At 71.9% G+C, this 15111-nt stretch carries 15 protein-coding genes and 1 pseudogene; 4 read left to right on the forward strand and 12 right to left on the reverse strand.

Annotated elements, in window-relative coordinates; genetic code table 11:
• Positions 1-128: 128 nt before the first annotated feature.
• The gene (locus AB0J10_RS24545) at positions 129-1088 is read right to left on the reverse strand and encodes an ROK family protein (RefSeq protein WP_363064631.1); all 960 of its coding nucleotides are present in this window, start codon (positions 1086-1088) and stop codon (positions 129-131) included.
• 178 nt (positions 1089-1266) lie between these two features.
• On the opposite strand from AB0J10_RS24545, the gene AB0J10_RS24550 reads away from it, so the two are divergent.
• The gene (locus AB0J10_RS24550) at positions 1267-2301 is read left to right on the forward strand and encodes a LacI family DNA-binding transcriptional regulator (protein ID WP_363064695.1); all 1035 of its coding nucleotides are present in this window, start codon (positions 1267-1269) and stop codon (positions 2299-2301) included.
• 117 nt (positions 2302-2418) lie between these two features.
• Here AB0J10_RS24550 and AB0J10_RS24555 read toward each other — a convergent pair whose 3' ends face one another.
• The 5 genes and pseudogenes from AB0J10_RS24555 to AB0J10_RS24575 form a co-directional block, all read right to left on the reverse strand.
• Complete coding sequence (locus AB0J10_RS24555) at positions 2419-3708, reverse strand: aldolase/citrate lyase family protein (protein WP_363064696.1); 1290 nt, start codon at positions 3706-3708, stop codon at positions 2419-2421.
• A gap of 157 nt (positions 3709-3865) precedes the next feature.
• The gene (locus tag AB0J10_RS24560; protein WP_363064632.1) at positions 3866-4840 is read right to left on the reverse strand and encodes an electron transfer flavoprotein subunit alpha/FixB family protein; all 975 of its coding nucleotides are present in this window, start codon (positions 4838-4840) and stop codon (positions 3866-3868) included.
• 57 nt (positions 4841-4897) lie between these two features.
• Positions 4898-5683: an electron transfer flavoprotein subunit beta/FixA family protein gene (locus AB0J10_RS24565; protein ID WP_363064633.1), complete on the reverse strand. Its 786-nt coding sequence runs from the start codon at positions 5681-5683 to the stop codon at positions 4898-4900.
• Between the two features lie 189 nt (positions 5684-5872).
• Positions 5873-6379, reverse strand: a complete 507-nt coding sequence (locus AB0J10_RS24570; RefSeq protein ID WP_363064634.1) for a flavin reductase family protein — start codon at positions 6377-6379, stop codon at positions 5873-5875.
• 233 nt (positions 6380-6612) lie between these two features.
• Positions 6613-7007, reverse strand: a pseudogene (locus AB0J10_RS24575) (thioredoxin family protein); the annotation flags it as partial.
• A gap of 359 nt (positions 7008-7366) precedes the next feature.
• Here AB0J10_RS24575 and AB0J10_RS24580 point away from each other — a divergent pair.
• The gene (locus AB0J10_RS24580) at positions 7367-8089 is read left to right on the forward strand and encodes a lysophospholipid acyltransferase family protein (RefSeq protein WP_363064635.1); all 723 of its coding nucleotides are present in this window, start codon (positions 7367-7369) and stop codon (positions 8087-8089) included.
• 94 nt (positions 8090-8183) lie between these two features.
• Here AB0J10_RS24580 and AB0J10_RS24585 read toward each other — a convergent pair whose 3' ends face one another.
• From AB0J10_RS24585 to AB0J10_RS24605, 5 genes are all read right to left on the reverse strand, one after another.
• Positions 8184-8876 carry a phenylalanine--tRNA ligase beta subunit-related protein gene (locus AB0J10_RS24585; protein WP_363064636.1) on the reverse strand — a complete coding sequence of 231 codons (693 nt, stop codon included), beginning with the start codon at positions 8874-8876 and terminating at the stop codon, positions 8184-8186.
• A 46-nt stretch (positions 8877-8922) separates the two neighbouring features.
• The gene (locus AB0J10_RS24590) at positions 8923-9501 is read right to left on the reverse strand and encodes a transglutaminase family protein (protein ID WP_363064637.1); all 579 of its coding nucleotides are present in this window, start codon (positions 9499-9501) and stop codon (positions 8923-8925) included.
• Between the two features lie 95 nt (positions 9502-9596).
• Entirely contained in the window at positions 9597-10685 is a 1089-nt protein-coding gene (locus AB0J10_RS24595; protein WP_363064638.1) for a low specificity L-threonine aldolase, read from the reverse strand.
• Positions 10664-11419 carry an SDR family NAD(P)-dependent oxidoreductase gene (locus AB0J10_RS24600; RefSeq protein WP_363064639.1) on the reverse strand — a complete coding sequence of 252 codons (756 nt, stop codon included), beginning with the start codon at positions 11417-11419 and terminating at the stop codon, positions 10664-10666. The genes AB0J10_RS24595 and AB0J10_RS24600 overlap by 22 nt, the downstream gene beginning before the upstream one ends.
• A gap of 26 nt (positions 11420-11445) precedes the next feature.
• Positions 11446-12840 (reverse strand): DUF6421 family protein, encoded by a 1395-nt coding sequence (locus AB0J10_RS24605; RefSeq protein ID WP_363064640.1) that lies wholly within the window; start codon positions 12838-12840, stop codon positions 11446-11448.
• Between the two features lie 418 nt (positions 12841-13258).
• Between AB0J10_RS24605 and AB0J10_RS24610 the strand changes: the two genes are divergently transcribed.
• Positions 13259-13942: a glycerophosphodiester phosphodiesterase family protein gene (locus tag AB0J10_RS24610; RefSeq protein WP_363064641.1), complete on the forward strand. Its 684-nt coding sequence runs from the start codon at positions 13259-13261 to the stop codon at positions 13940-13942.
• 80 nt (positions 13943-14022) lie between these two features.
• On the opposite strand, the gene AB0J10_RS24615 is transcribed toward AB0J10_RS24610, so the two are convergent.
• Positions 14023-14577 (reverse strand): GNAT family N-acetyltransferase, encoded by a 555-nt coding sequence (locus AB0J10_RS24615; protein WP_363064642.1) that lies wholly within the window; start codon positions 14575-14577, stop codon positions 14023-14025.
• A gap of 106 nt (positions 14578-14683) precedes the next feature.
• Here AB0J10_RS24615 and AB0J10_RS24620 point away from each other — a divergent pair, with 106 nt between their 5' ends.
• The gene (locus AB0J10_RS24620; protein WP_363064643.1) at positions 14684-15070 is read left to right on the forward strand and encodes a VOC family protein; all 387 of its coding nucleotides are present in this window, start codon (positions 14684-14686) and stop codon (positions 15068-15070) included.
• The last annotated feature ends 41 nt before the right edge of the window (positions 15071-15111 follow it).

The following is a 15111-nucleotide window of genomic DNA, read 5'->3' on the forward strand; positions in this document are numbered from 1 at the left end:
CGGGTACGCGGCGCGCCCAACCACCGCCTGGGTGGGGGCGGTTCGGCGCGGTGGCGGAGTCCGCCGGCCTGCGCTCGGCCCCCGCCGGCGCGCCCGGCCCCGGCTCGGCGTCGCCGCCGCCCGTGTCCTCAGCCCGCCGTCGTCGCCGCCGCATGGCCACGCGGGCCGGGCGAGACCGCGGCGGCAGCGCCGAGGAGACCCGCGTCGGTGCCCGTCAGGGCCGGCGCCACGACGAGGTCCTGGACGAAGGAGAGGGTGGCGTAGTCGCGCAGCGCGCGGCGCAGGGGGGTGAAGAGAACCTCGCCCGCGCCCGCCACTCCCCCGCCGACCACGGCGATACCGATCTCGACGAGCGTGGCGGTGGCGGCGATTCCGGCGGCCAGGGCCTGTGCGGCGCGCTCGAAGGAGGCGACCGCGACCGGATCGCCCGCGGCGGCGGCCAGGGCCACGGCGGCCGCCGAGGAGTCCCCGTCCGGGCCGGGGCGCCAGCCGCCCTCAAGGGCCCGGCGGGCGATGTTCGGGCCGCTCGCGATCCCTTCCACGCAGCCGCGCGCCCCGCACGGACAGAGGTCGCCGTCGAGGTCCACACTGATGTGGCCGATGTGACCGGCGTTCCCGGTCGGCCCCGGGTGCAGCCTGCCGCCGAGCACGAGCCCGCCGCCGACGCCGGTGGAGACCACCATGCACAGGGCGTTGTCGTACCCGCGGGCCGCGCCCTGCCAGTGCTCGGCCGCGGTCATCGCGACACCGTCCCCGACCAGTTCCACCGGCAGCCCGCCGGTGGCCGCCCGCACCCGGTCCACCAGTGGAAACCCCCGCCAGCCGGGGACGTTGACCGGGCTGACCGTGCCCGCCGACGCGTTCACCGGACCCGCGCTGCCGATGCCCACCGCGGTGACGTGCAGCCAGATCGGCGAGGCGCAGAGCTCGCCCAGTACCGACGCGACCGCGCGCATCACCGTCTCGCCGTCCTCGCGCGCCGGTGTCGGCCGCTGCGCCCGTACGAGGATCCGGCCGCTGCCGTCCACCAGCGCGCCGGCGATCTTGGTACCGCCGATGTCGAGCGCGGCGACGAGGTCGTTATGCATCGGTGTGCGATTCTCCCGGGGACGGACCAGCTGCTTCTCCCACCAGTCTCCATTCCCCTGACAACGTTGTCCAGGGCCTATGCTCGACGCCACACCCTCGCACAGCCCCGAACCGTGCGCACGCAGTATCCGCCAGGTGCCCGGACAGGCACTCCCGACGACGACAGGACCCCTCATCGTGGCCGAGTTCGCCCGCCGCACCGACACCCGTTACGGCAACCGGCCCACCATGAAGGACGTGGCCGCGCGTGCCGGAGTCGGGCTGAAGACGGTCTCGCGCGTGGTGAACGGCGAGCCGGGCGTCACCCCGGACACCGAACGCCGGGTGCAGGAGGCCATCGAGGCACTGGGATTCCGCCGCAACGACAGCGCGCGCGTGCTGCGCAAGGGTCGTACCGCCTCGATCGGGCTGGTCCTGGAGGATCTGGCCGACCCCTTCTACGGGCCTCTGAGCCGGGCCGTGGAGGAGGTCGCCCGGGCGCACGGAGCCCTGTTGATCAACGGCTCCAGCGCCGAGGACCCCGACCGGGAACAGGAGTTGGTGCTCGCGCTGTGCGCCCGCCGGGTGGACGGACTGATCGTCATCCCCGCGGGTCACGACCACCGCTACCTGGAGCCCGAGATCAAGGCGGGCGTGGCGACGGTGTTCGTGGACCGGCCCGCCGGCCGGATCGACGCGGACGCCGTGCTCTCCGACAGCTTCGGCGGCGCGCGGGAGGGCGTCGCGCATCTGATCGCGCACGGGCACCGGAGGATCGGGTTCATCGGCGACCAGCCGCGCATCCACACCGCGGTGGAACGGCTGCGCGGCTACCGGGCGGCGATGGAGGACGCCGGGCTGCCGGTGGACGAGCGCTGGGTGTCCCTCGGCTCGACGGATCCCGCCCGGGTGACGGCGGCCACGGAGGAGATGCTCGCCGGCACCGAGCCGGTCACCGCCCTGTTCGCGGGCAACAACCGGGTGACGGTGACGGCGGTGCGGCTGCTGGCGGGCCGGGAGGCCCCGGTAGCGCTCGTCGGTTTCGACGACATCGAACTCGCCGACCTGCTGGGCATCACGGTGATCGCCCAGGACGCCGCCGCGCTCGGCCGCACCGCCGCCGAGCGACTGTTCCGCCGGCTGGACGGGGTGTCCGAGGCGCCGGCACGCGTGCAGCTGACGACCCGGCTCCTGGCCCGGGGCTCGGGCGAGGTGCCACCGCCCGGCGCCTGACGGTCCGTCCGTCCGACCGGGACCCCACCGCCCCTTGCGGAGGCCCGCCGCGGCCGGTGCGGCGGGCCTCCTGCGGCCGGACGTCCTCGCGGGCGGCGGTGGCCGTTCCGGCGGCGGCTACTGTGCGGTGACGGTCAGATCGCCGCGGCGCGGCCGGGCGAAGGCGTCGAGCTCGGCCCGGGTGAGGCCGGTGAGGCGCGCGACCTCGGCGTCGTCGAGCGCACCGCAGTCCAGACCGCGCAGCAGATAGCCGCCGAGCGCCTTGGCGGTGGCGGGCTCGTCCATGATGTCGCCCTCGGTCCGGACGACGTACGCGGCGAGGCGTGCCGCCGCGGCCTCCAGGCCCTCGCGGTAGAACGCGAACACGGCGGCGTAGCGGGTCGGGAGGTGGCCGGGGTGCATGTCCCAGCCCTGGTAGTACGCGCGGGCCAGGGCGCGACGCGTCAGCCCGTAGTGGAGCCGCCAGGCCTCGTGCACATGGCCGGTGCCACCGACCGGCAGCACGTTGGTGGAGCCGTCCGAGACCCGGACGCCGGTACCGGCGGCGGCGACCTGCATGATCGCCTTGGCGTGGTCGGCGGCGGGGTGGTCGCTCGCCTGGTGGGCCGCGCTCACGCCGAGGCAGGCGCTGTAGTCGAACGTGCCGTAGTGGAGCCCGGTGGCGCGGCCCTCGGCGGCGTCGATCATGCGGGCGACGGTCGCGGTGCCGTCGGCGGCGAGGATGGCCTGACTGGTCTCGATCTGGATCTCGAACCCGATGCGACCCGCGTCGAGCCCATGGGCCTTCTCGAAGGCTTCGAGGAGCCGGACGAAGGCCGTGACCTGCTCCGCGTAGGTCACCTTGGGGAGGGTGAGGACGAGTCCGCCGGGCAGGCCGCCGTGCTCCATCAGCCCGGTCAGGAAGACGTCGGTCGTGCGGATCCCGCGGTCGCGTACGGCGGCCTCCATGCACTTCATCCGGATGCCCGAGTACGGGGCCGAAGTGCCGCGGGCGCACGCCTCGGAGAGCAGCCGGGCGGCGCGGGCGGCGTCGGCGTCCTCGTCGCGTCCGTGGTAGCCGTCCTCGAAGTCGACCCGCAGATCCTCCACCGGCTCGCGTTCCAGCTTCGCCCGCACCCGGGTGTACACGGGCTCCGCCAGGTCGTCGGGGAGTCCGAGCACCCGCCCGAAGGTCGCGGCGTCCGGAGCGTGCTCGTCCAGCGCGGCGAGCGCCCGGTCGCCCCAGGAGCGGATGGTCCCGGCGTCGAAGGCGTCGCCGGGAACGTAGACGGTGTGGACGGGCTGGCGGGTGCCGGGATCTCCCGGGTACCGGCGGGCGAGTTCGGCGTCCACCGGTGCGAGGGAGGTGCTGATCTCCTCGCTGACCGCGTCGGCGAGGCTCGTCGACACCTTCTCCTGCTGGCCCATCTCGGCACCCTCCACACTCACGTCGTTCCGCCTGACGGAATCAACAATCCGTATGGTGAAGCTATCGGGGTGACTGACCTGCGTCAATCGTCTCCCGGAACGCCGCGGGGCCGCGCGGTGACGTCACCGCGCGGCCCCGTACGGGCTGCTGCCCCACTCAGCCCTTGCGGGCCTTGACCTCGTCGGTCAGCTGGGGGACGACCTCGAACAGGTCGCCGACCACGCCGTAGTCGACCAGGTCGAAGATCGGGGCCTCGGGGTCCTTGTTGACCGCCACGATCGTCTTCGAGGTCTGCATACCCGCCCGGTGCTGGATCGCGCCCGAGATACCGGAGGCGATGTACAGCTGCGGGGAGACGCTCTTGCCGGTCTGGCCGACCTGGTTGGAGTGCGGGTACCAGCCGGCGTCCACGGCGGCGCGGGAGGCGCCGACGGCCGCGCCGAGCGAGTCGGCGAGCGCCTCGATCACCGAGAAGTTCTCGGCGCCGTTGACGCCGCGGCCACCGGAGACCACGATCGCGGCCTCGGTCAGCTCGGGGCGGCCGGTGGCCTCGCGCGGGGTGCGGGAGACGACCTTGGTGCCGGTCGCCTTGTCACCGAAGGTGACGTTCAGCGCCTCGACGGCGCCGGCGGCCGGGGCGGCCTCCACGGGGGCCGAGTTCGGCTTCACCGTGATGACCGGGATGCCCTTGGAGACGCGGGACTTGGTGGTGAACGCGGCGGCGAACGCGGACTGCGTGGCGACCGGACCCTCGTCGCCGGCCTCCAGGTCGACCGCGTCGGTGATGATTCCGGAGCCGATGCGGACCGCGAGACGGGCCGCGATCTCCTTGCCCTCGGCGGAGGACGGCACCAGCACCGCGGCCAGGGAGCCGCCGGCGGACGCCGCCTCGTACGCGGCCTGCAGCGCGTCCACCTTCGGCACGACCAGGTAGTCGGCGAACTCGGGCGCGTCTGCGGTGAGGACCTTCACCGCGCCGTGCTCGGCGAGGGCGGGGGCGGTGGCCTCGGCACCGGAGCCGAGCGCGACGGCGACCGGCTCGCCGATGCGGCGGGCCAGCGTCAGCAGCTCCAGGGTGGGCTTGCGGACGGCGCCGTCCACGTGGTCGACGTAGACGAGAACTTCAGCCATGGGACTTCTTCTCTCCTGCTTGCGAAGTGTGCGGGGCGGTTGGGTGATGACCGAAGCTCAGATGAACTTCTGGCTCGCGAGGTACTCCGCGAGCTGCTTGCCGCCCTCGCCCTCGTCCTTGACGATCGTGCCCGCGGTGCGGGCCGGACGCTCGGCCGCGGAGTCCACCGCGGTCCAGGCACCCTCCAGGCCGACCTCCTCCGCCTCGATGTCGAGGTCGGACAGGTCCAGCGACTCCACCGGCTTCTTCTTCGCGGCCATGATGCCCTTGAAGGACGGGTAGCGGGCCTCGCCCGACTGGTCCGTCACCGACACGACCGCCGGGAGGGACGCCTCCAGCTGCTCCGAGGCGGTGTCGCCGTCACGGCGGCCCTTGACGGTGCCGCCCTCGACGGAGACCTCCGACAGCAGGGTCACCTGCGGAACGCCGAGCCGCTCGGCCAGGAGCGCCGGGAGGACGCCCATCGTGCCGTCCGTGGAGGCCATGCCGCAGACGACCAGGTCGTAACCGGTCTTCTCGATCGCCTTGGCCAGGACCAGCGACGTGCCCATCACGTCGGTGCCGTGCAGATCGTCGTCCTCGACGTGGACGGCCTTGTCGGCACCCATGGAGAGCGCCTTGCGCAGCGCGTCCTTGGCGTCCTCCGGACCGACGGTCAGCACGGTGATCTCGGCGTCGTCCGCCTCATCGGCGATCTGCAGCGCCTGCTCGACCGCGTACTCGTCGAGCTCCGACAGCAGACCGTCCACGTCGTCACGGTCGACGGTCAGGTCATCGGCGAAGTGCCGGTCGCCGGTGGCGTCGGGCACGTACTTCACACAGACAACGATCCTCAAGCTCACGCCGGCTCTCCTACTGCATCGTCATTACTGAGCTGCCTTGTGCAGGCAGCATAGGCGCCTGAAGGCGGGGTTTCCGGTCGGGGCGACCGGCGCTCCGAACGAAATATTACTCGCCAGTACATCCACTGCTTACCCGGTGAGCAAGCGCTTGGAACTGTGACCTTGCCAACGCTGCGTAACCGGGATCTCTCAGTCCCTCAACGCGTTGAAGCGACCCTGGTGGTACAGCAGCGGACGGCCGGCACCCTCCGGGTCGCCGGCGACCGCCTCGGCGATCACCACCCGGTGGTCCCCCGCGGGCACCCGGGCGACGACCCGGCAGACCAGCCAGGCCAGCACGCCGTCCAGAAGCGGGACCCCCTCGGGGCCGGTACGCCATCGGGTGGGCGCGGCGAACCGGTCGGCGCCCCGGCGGGCGAAGGTGGCGGCCAGCTCGCGCTGGTCCTCCGAGAGTATGTGCACCCCGACGTACCCCGCCTCGGCGACGACCTGCCAGCTGGAGGAGGCGGTCCCGATGCCGAACGAGAGCAGCGGGGGCTCGGCCGCGACGGAGCTGAGCGAGGTGGCGGTGAACCCGACGGGGCGGTCGCCGTGCGCCGTGATGACCGCCACGCCGGCCGCATGGCGCCGGAAGACGGAGCGCAGCAGATCAGGGGAGGCGAGTCGAGGAGTGCCGAGGCCGGGCGTGGCCGCCATGGAGAGGTCCTTCTGCGAGGGGTTCGGTCGGGGGCGTCGCTGCTCAGACACCCGGACAGCGATCGCTCGCGTCGTGGGCCGGGGTGGTCCGTTGCTGCTTCCGGCCGGCGGGAAGGAGTTCTGTTGGCACATCGTCAGACTGACGATTGCCGGTGCGTGGAGTCAAGTGCGCCCGGTCGGATGGGAGCTGCGTCACGGACCGTCACCCGGCCGTCGCCGGTTCCGCGCCGTCGGACGGCCTCACCGAGGGCCGCGATGACGTCCGCCTTGCGGGGCTGCCCGGACGCCCGTCGCACGATCCGGCCCCCGGCGTCGAGCACCAGCACGGTGGGCGTGCGCAGGATGTCCAGCTCGCGCACGAGCGGGAGCCGGTCCTCCGCGTCGATCTCCACATGGACGACACCGTCGACCATGTCCGCGACCTGCGCGAGCGTGCGCCGCGTCGCTCCGCACGGCCGGCAGAAGGCACTGGAGAACTGCACCAGCGTCGCCCTCTCCCCCAGCTCCGCGCCCAGTTCGGCCGCGCCGAGCCGACGCTCCACGTCCTTCCCGCGCACCTTCGACCTCCCATTCGTCCACCGGTGCGGCAGCCCGTACACCCCGCCACCGCGAGGACCGCCGCGCACACGTCCGGTCGTCGCCATCCCTCCAGCGTGCACACGAGCGCAATGATTCCCGCTCCCGCCCCCGGGAGGTCCCGGGGGGCGTGGACCACCTCGACGTGCGGGTGCCGCGGTTCGACCCCCGTACCCGCGCCCCCGTCCTCCCCCCGGCTGGGCGCCGGCCCGGTGGGTACGGTGCCGCACCGCCGGCGCCGCGGCGGGTGCAGGTGACACGACGTGACGAGAATCTCGCCGTACGACGCGCCGGGGACTGGCCGTAGCGCCGCACATGGGGCACGATCTGCCCAATGCCGAAAACCTACGGCTGCGTAACTTCCGTTGGGAGAACCCTCCCCGGGACACAGAAGGAAGGGCCTCTCCCGACATGGCAGAGCTCGTCTACCGGCCGGTCATCGGCGCCGCACTCGCGATGTTCAAGGCGCTCGACCTGAAGATCGACAGCCAGGGCTCGGAGAACATCCCGCGCTCGGGGGGCGCGGTGCTGGTGAGCAACCACATCAGCTACCTGGACTTCATCTTCTCCGGCCTGGCCGCGCTGCCGCAGAAGCGCCTGGTGCGCTTCATGGCGAAGGAGTCGGTGTTCCGGCACCGGGTCTCGGGCCCGCTGATGCGCGGGATGAAGCACATCCCGGTGGACCGCAACCAGGGCGAGGCCGCGTACGCCCACGCGCTGGACTCGCTGCGCGGGGGCGAGGTGATCGGCGTCTTCCCGGAGGCCACGATCTCGCAGTCGTTCACGCTGAAGGGCTTCAAGTCCGGCGCGGCACGGCTCGCCCAGGAGGCGGGCGTGCCGCTCGTCCCGATGGCGCTGTGGGGCACGCAGCGACTGTGGACCAAGGGCCGGCCGAAGAACCTCCGGCGCAGCCACATCCCGGTGACGATCCGCGTCGGTGAGCCCATGGAGGCGCCCACCGACCAGTACGCCGGGGCGATCACCCGTCGGCTGCGGGAGCGGGTGCAGGAACTGCTGGAGTCGGCACAGCGCGCCTATCCGGTGCGGCCCAAGGACGTTTCCGACACCTGGTGGGTGCCCGCGCACCTCGGGGGCACGGCCCCGACGCCGGCCGAGGTCCGCGAGGCACACTGAGCGGATTCCCGCAGGTCCTGCCTCCGGGTGTGTCTCTCCGTGGTCGCGGGGAGCCGACCGGATCCCCGCCGGAGGGGACGCGCGTACCCGGGCGTCACCCGGCCGTACGGATCGTGATCCGGGCTCCCGGGCTGAGCTTCTCCAGCGACTCGGCGAGTTCCGCGCCCGCGGCCTCGAGCTCCGCGGCGGCCATCGGGGCCAGGGACTCCAGCAGGAAGACGGCGTCGACGGACTCCTCCGTGAGCCGGGTGCGCGGGCCCTGGCGCCAGTTCCAGCGGCGGCAGGTGACGCCTTCGTCGTCGCACCAGACGATCTCGCCCGGCTCGGGGTGCTCGACGACCTCACCGCCCGCCGCGACGGTCACGAAGGACTCCTGCCCGGTGGCGCGCACGAGCCGCATCCCGCCCCGGACGCGGTCCAGGTCCTCGCCGCCGACCGGGATCAGACGGGCCACGCTGAGCGCGTTGTACGCGTCGACGAGCAGATTGATCCGGGGCAGCCCGGCACCCGTCAGCGCGCGCCTGGCGAGGGCCTCGGCGGAGTTGCGGGTACGTGAGGGCTTGGCCCCGAAGGCGCTGTAGGCGGCTCGCCAGGCCGCCATGTGCGGGTCCTCGTGCGGCGCGCGACCGCCGAGCCGTTCCGCCACCCGGCGCGCGGCGTCGTCGAGGAGCGCCGAACTCGCCTCGCTGCTGGGTCCGTTGACCAGGCCGTGGGCCTCGACGACGAGCGGGGTGAATCCGGGGACGAGGCCGTGGACCTCGTCGGACACGGTGAGCGTGAGAGGCATGGGCGTCCTTGCCTGGGAGTGCTGCGGCACGTGCTTCGGGTGGCCCTCAGAGCGCGGACGGAAGACGCTCCGCGAGGGAGTGCCGGTCCCGCGCGGACCGGAGGGCCCTCAGCACCTTGGGATGCGGTGCAGCATACAGTACTGGATAGTCCATCTCATTGGACTCGGGGTCGGGGGTGAAGGCGAGCCGCTCCCGATCCAGCGAGAACCGGGCGTCCACCCCCGGCTTGTTGCCGCGCGGATCCTGACGGTGCCAGGTCCGCCCACCGGGCATCCGGACCGCGACGAGCCCGTGGACGACGCCGAGCTTCTGGTAGCAGAGCGCGGCGGGGACGGATCCCGCCCGCAACAGGGCGACCAGGGCGTGCGCCTTGGCGTAGCAGATCCCGGTGCGCTGCTCCAGGACGTCGGACGCCCGCCAGGTGACCCGGAGGTCGTTCGCGTCGTACGAGTGCGGGATGGCGTCACGGACGAATTCAAAGGCCGCCCTGGCGTATTCGTATGCATCAGCGACACCGGAGCGGAGGCCGGCCGACGTCTCGCGCACCAGCGGATGCTCGTGATCGATGACGTCATCGGAGGCGAGATAGGCGGAGATCTCGGGGACCTGCTGGATGAGCTCCATGGAGCGCGAGCATAGGAACGCGACCGGCCGAGAGTCAATGGACTTTCAGCCGATCGCATACCCATGCATCGTCAGGAGTCGGTGCCGCTCAAGGCTCAGCGCGCCATTTCCTCCTTCAGCGCGAGGACGAAGGCGTCCACGTCCTCCTCACGGGTGTCGAACGAGCACATCCAGCGGACGTCCCCGGCCGCCTCGTCCCAGAAGTAGAAGCGGAAGCGCTTCTGGAGCCGCCGGCTCACCTCCTGCGGCAGCCGGGCGAACACCGCGTTCGCCTGCACCGGGTAGAGGATCTCCACCCCGTCCACGGCCCGGACGCCCTCGGCGAGCCGCTGCGCCATGGCGTTGGAGTGCCGGGCGTTGCGCAGCCACAGGTCCTTGGCGAGCAGCGCCTCCAACTGCACGGACACGAACCGCATCTTCGAGGCGAGCTGCATCGACATCTTGCGCAGATGCTTCATACGGCTGACGGCGTCGGGGTTGAGCACGACGACGGCCTCGCCGAAGAGCATGCCGTTCTTGGTGCCTCCGTACGAGATGACGTCCACGCCGACGGCGTTGGTGAACGCGCGCATCGGCACGTCCAGCGACGCCGCGGCGTTGGCTATTCGCGCCCCGTCGAGGTGGACCTTCATACCGAGCCCGTGGGCGTGGTCGACGATCGCGCGTACCTCGTCCACCGTGTAGACCGTGCCCAGTTCGGTGTTCTGGGTGATCGACACGACCTGCGGCATGGCGCGGTGCTCGTCCTCCCAGCCCCAGGCCTGCCGGTCGACGAGCTCGGGGGTGAGCTTGCCGTCCGGGGTCGGTACGGTCAGCAGCTTCAGCCCGCCCATCCGCTCCGGGGCGCCGCCCTCGTCCACGTTGATGTGGGCGCTCTCGGCGCACACGACGGCGCCCCACCGGTCGGTGAGCGCCTGCAGCGCGGTGACGTTGGCGCCGGTGCCGTTGAAGACGGGGAACGCCTCGGCACCGGAGCCGAAGTGGCTGTGCATGATCCGCTGGAGGTGGTCGGTGTACTCGTCCTCGCCGTAGGCGACCTGGTGGCCGCCGTTGGCCAGGGCAAGGGCGGCCATCACCTCCGGGTGTCCGCCCGCGTAGTTGTCGCTGGCGAATCCCCGGACGTCGGGGTCGTGGTGCCGGCGGGCGTCGGTTCTCGTCGGTATCACGGCTCGGGGGTCAGCCACAGGCGCTGTCCGTTCACTTCCTGGGCGGGCCGGTCCCAGACTCCGGCAACGGCCTCGGCCAGTTCCTCGACGTCCGTGAAGCCCGCGAACTTGGCGTTCGGGCGCTCGGCGCGCATCGCGTCGTGCACGAGCGCCTTGATGATCAGGATGGCAGCCGCCGCGCGGGGACCTTCCTCGCCCCCGGCCTTCCGGAACGAGTCGGCGAGCGCCAGGGTCCACGCCTCCGCCGCGGCCTTGGCCGCGGCGTAGGAGGCGTTCCCCTCGGTGGGCTTCGCCGCCCCGGACTGGCTGACCAGCACGAAGCGGCCCTTGTCGCTGCGCTTGAGCGCCTCGTGGAAGGCGAGTGAGGTGTTCTGGACCGTGCGGATCAGCAGCTTCTCGAGGAGCTGCCAATCGCTCAGGTCGGTCTCGCCGAAGGTCGCGCTGCCGCGCCAGCCGCCGACGAGATGGACGAGGCCGTCGACGCGGCCGAACTCCTTCTCGGTCTGCGCGGCCCACTCCCGGGTCGCGGTCGGGTCGAGCAGGTCCACGGTGTCGCCGGTGACGGTCGCACCGCCGTGCGCGTACCGTGCCTCGTCGACCGCCTGCGCCAGTCGCTCGGTGTCCGCGTCCGACGCCACGACGATCGCGCCCGCCTCGGCGAGGCGGAGCAGGGTGGCGCGGCCCGCCGGACCCGCCGCGCCCGCGACCGCGATCACCGCACCGTCGAGGGCCCCGTTGCCGTTCGCATTCATGGTGCTGGTCTCCTCCGTCCGAGAGCTCACGCGGCGACTCGCTCGGCGGACCGGGCCGTGATGCCCTTGGTGGAAGCGATCACGCCCTTCAGCTTCTTGGAGAGCGCCTCAAAGAACATGCTGAGCGGAAACTCGTCCGGAAGCACGTCGTCCACGAGCTTGCGCGGCGGCTGGCTCAGGTCCAGGGCGTCGGGACCCTTCGCCCAGCGGGAGCCGGGGTGCGGAGCGAGATAGGTGGACACCAGCTCGTACGCCTTGAACCAGTGGACGAGCTTCGGCCTGTCGATGCCGTCGCGGTACAGCGTCTCGATCTCGGCGCAGAGCTGGTTGGTGACCTGCGGGGCCCGCTCCCAGTCCACCCTCAGCGTGTTGTCCGTCCAGCGCACGACGTCGTGCTTGTGGAGGTACGCGAAGAGCAGCTGGCCGCCGAGGCCGTCGTAGTTGCGCACCCGGTCGCCGGTGACGGGGAAGCGGAACATCCGGTCGAACAGCACGGCGTACTGGACGTCACGGCCGTGCTCGTTGCCCTCGGCCTCCAGCTTCACGGCCTCCTTGAAGGCCGTGAGATCGCAGCGCAGCTCCTCCAGGCCGTACATCCAGAACGGCTGGCGCTGCTTGATCATGAAGGGGTCGAACGGCAGGTCACCGTGGCTGTGGGTGCGGTCGTGGATCATGTCCCACAGGACGAAGGCCTTCTCGCAGCGCTCCTGGTCGTGGACCATCGAGGCCACGTCCTCGGGGAGGTCGATCGAGAGGATCTCCACGGCGGCCTCGGTCACCCGGCGGAAGCGGGCGGCCTCGCGGTCGCAGAAGATGCCGCCCCAGCTGAACCGCTCGGGGGCCTCGCGCACGGCTATGGTCTCGGGGAACAGCACGGCCGAGTTGGTGTCGTAGCCGGCGGTGAAGTCCTCGAAGGTGATCCCGCAGAACAGCGGGTTGTCGTACCGGGTCGCCTCCAGCTCGGCCAGCCAGTCCGGCCACACCATCCGCAGAACGACGGCCTCCAGGTTGCGGTCCGGATTGCCGTTCTGCGTGTACATGGGAAAGACCACCAGGTGCTGGAGGCCGTCCACGCGGTCGGCGGCGGGCTGGAACGCCAGCAGCGAGTCCAGGAAGTCCGGCACCCCGAAACCGCTGTCGGCCCATTTGCGCAGGTCGGCGACGAGCGCGCGGTGGTACGCGGCGTCATGCGGAAGCAGCGGCGAGAGCTCTTCCACGGCGGCGGTCACCCGCTCGATCGCGTACTCGGCGGCGGCGCGCACCGGGGCGCCGTCGGCGCCGAAGTCGATGGAACCGTCCTCGGACTGCCAGGGCCTGATCTCCTCGACGGCGTCCTTGAGCATCTGCCACGCGGGATGCTCGACCACCGCCGTGGCCGTCGCCGCGTCCGTCGCAGCGTTCTGCACAAGAATTTCCGTCATGTCACTTCCTCCACGGGAGAACCTCGCGTCAAGACACCGTATCCATGCCCGGTTCTCCCGTACAAGGGGAACCCTGGGAAATTATCCTGCCTCACCCCCATGGTCACCGCAGATTTTACTGTGACCTAGGCCATTCGGGGCGATGGCTTCGGAACGTCGGGCAGGCGGCACCACCGGGGCGGGTTTCGGCCCGCACGCCGTCAAGGCCCGGAGGACTCGCCCACGCGCGAGTGAGCCCGTCGCGGGGCGCGGCGCCGGAAGAGCGCGTTCCCCCAAGCCCGGCACCTCATGCACGACCGGGTGCGGCCGAGGCGCAGGCCACTAGGCTGCGGCCGAGCCGCGCGGGGGCGGGTGTCACCGCGCGGGAGCCGCAACAAGAACGGCCCGAGCCCGACACATCGACGGAAGCGAGAAGATCTTGAGTTTCCTCACCATCGGTCATCGCGGGGTCATGGGTGTCGAACCGGAGAACACCCTGCGTTCCTTCGTCCGGGCGGAACGCGCGGGTATGGACGCGATCGAACTGGATCTCCATCTCAGCAAGGACGGCGCACTGGTCGTCATGCACGACGCCGATGTGGACCGGACGACCGACGGCACGGGGCCGATCGCCGAGAAGACCCTCGCCGAGCTGCGGGAGCTGGACGCCGGTCAGGGCGAGCGCATCCCGGTCCTCGAGGAGGTCCTGGACGCGGTGAGCGCACCGCTCCAGGTCGAGATCAAGGACGCGGCCGCGGCGCGGGTGCTCGCCGACGTGATGATCAAGCGGGATCTGGCGGAGCGGATCGAGGTCACCTCGTTCCAGGACGACGCCGTCAGGGAGATCGCCGCACTGGTACCCGGCGTGCGCACGGCCCTCGTCGCCAGCCGGTGGGGCAGCGACATCGTGGAGCGCGCGCAGGCCGTCGGCGCCCCGACGCTGGCGCTGAACATCCGCCGGCTCACGCTGGAGACGGTGGAGCACGCCCACGACGAGGGGCTCAGGGTCATCGGCTGGGTCGTCAACACCCAGGACCATCTGCGGCTGGTGCGCGCCCTCGAACTCGACGGCGCGACCACCGACTTCCCGGAGATCCGGCGCACCGGCCGCTTCACGGCCTGACGGCCCCGGCGGCGGGCCGGACCGGACCGGCGGACCGGTCCGGTTTCCGCGGTGCCACAGGCGTTGCGGAAGGCCGTGCCTCAGCCGTCCAGGTTCTTCACGAGCAGTTCGAACTGCAGGTCGGCGCGGCGCGGAACGCCGAACCGCTCGTCGCCGTACGGGAACGGCGTCATCCGTCCCGTACGGCGGTACCCGCGCCGCTCGTACCAGGCGATGAGCTCCTCACGCACCGAGATCACCGTCATGTGCATCTCGGTGACGCCCCACGCCTCGCGGACGAGACGCTCCGCCTCGGTGATGACCAAGCGACCGAGTCCACCGCCCTGCAGTCCCGGGCGCACGGCGAACATGCCGAAGTACGCCGCGTCGCCGCGGTGTTCGAGCTGGCAGCAGGCCACCATTTCGTCTCCGCGCCGCACCACGAGCAGCCTGCTGCCGGACGCCCCGATCACCTGGCGCACGCCCTCCGGGTCGGTGCGCTGGCCGTCCAGGATGTCGGCCTCGGTGGTCCAGCCTGCTCGGCTGGAGTCCCCGCGGTAGGCCGACTCGATGAGCTCGACCAGCGCGGGCACATCGGCATCGGTCGCGTCGTGGAAGGACAGCTGCGCCGGGTGCCGGGGCGGGGCGGTCTCCATGGGGCGGTTCTCCGTTCTCCTCTTCGCGGCGTGCCGCGGCGGGTCGGCCCGGACGCGCGGTCCGCCCGACCTCGGCGCGGCGCACCGGCGGTCTAACGTGGAGACCATGATGCACGTGCTGAGCAGTCGCATCCTGCTGCGGCCGACCGACCCCGAGCGGTCCCGACGGTTCTACGAGGACGTGCTGGGCCTGCAGATCTACCGCGAGTTCGGCAGCGGGCCGGATCGCGGGACCGTCTACTTCCTCGGGGGCGGGTTCCTGGAGGTCTCCGGCCGCTCCGACACCCCGCCCGGCCCGGGCCTCGCCCTGTGGCTCCAGGTGTCGGACGCCAAGGCGGCCTACGGACACGTCCTGTCGCACGGGGCCGATGTCGAACGGCCGCCGCGGCGGGAGCCCTGGGGGCTCGTCGAGATGTGGCTCACCGACCCGGACGGGGTGCGGATCGCCGTGGTCGAGGTGCCCGAGGACCATCCGCTGCGCCACCGGCCCTGAGCGGGGCGGAACCGTCCCGGACACCGGGCGGGGAAGGCTCG

This window comes from Streptomyces sp. NPDC049887, from assembly GCF_040656535.1.
Classification (GTDB): Bacteria; Actinomycetota; Actinomycetes; order Streptomycetales; family Streptomycetaceae; genus Streptomyces.

Excerpts from the sequence above, each read along its gene's own strand:
- AB0J10_RS24590 (WP_363064637.1), bottom strand. The coding sequence starts at position 9,501 with ATGGAGCTCATCCAGCAGGTCCCCGAGATCTCCGCCTATCTCGCCTCC.
- AB0J10_RS24615 (WP_363064642.1), bottom strand. The coding sequence starts at position 14,577 with ATGGAGACCGCCCCGCCCCGGCACCCGGCGCAGCTGTCCTTCCACGAC.
- AB0J10_RS24555 (WP_363064696.1), bottom strand. The coding sequence starts at position 3,708 with ATGGGCCAGCAGGAGAAGGTGTCGACGAGCCTCGCCGACGCGGTCAGC.
- AB0J10_RS24545 (WP_363064631.1), bottom strand. The coding sequence starts at position 1,088 with ATGCATAACGACCTCGTCGCCGCGCTCGACATCGGCGGTACCAAGATC.
- AB0J10_RS24585 (WP_363064636.1), bottom strand. The coding sequence starts at position 8,876 with ATGCCTCTCACGCTCACCGTGTCCGACGAGGTCCACGGCCTCGTCCCC.
- AB0J10_RS24560 (WP_363064632.1), bottom strand. The coding sequence starts at position 4,840 with ATGGCTGAAGTTCTCGTCTACGTCGACCACGTGGACGGCGCCGTCCGC.
- AB0J10_RS24580 (WP_363064635.1), top strand. The coding sequence starts at position 7,367 with ATGGCAGAGCTCGTCTACCGGCCGGTCATCGGCGCCGCACTCGCGATG.
- AB0J10_RS24570 (WP_363064634.1), bottom strand. The coding sequence starts at position 6,379 with ATGGCGGCCACGCCCGGCCTCGGCACTCCTCGACTCGCCTCCCCTGAT.
- AB0J10_RS24605 (WP_363064640.1), bottom strand. The coding sequence starts at position 12,840 with ATGACGGAAATTCTTGTGCAGAACGCTGCGACGGACGCGGCGACGGCC.
- AB0J10_RS24620 (WP_363064643.1), top strand. The coding sequence starts at position 14,684 with ATGATGCACGTGCTGAGCAGTCGCATCCTGCTGCGGCCGACCGACCCC.
- AB0J10_RS24600 (WP_363064639.1), bottom strand. The coding sequence starts at position 11,419 with ATGAATGCGAACGGCAACGGGGCCCTCGACGGTGCGGTGATCGCGGTC.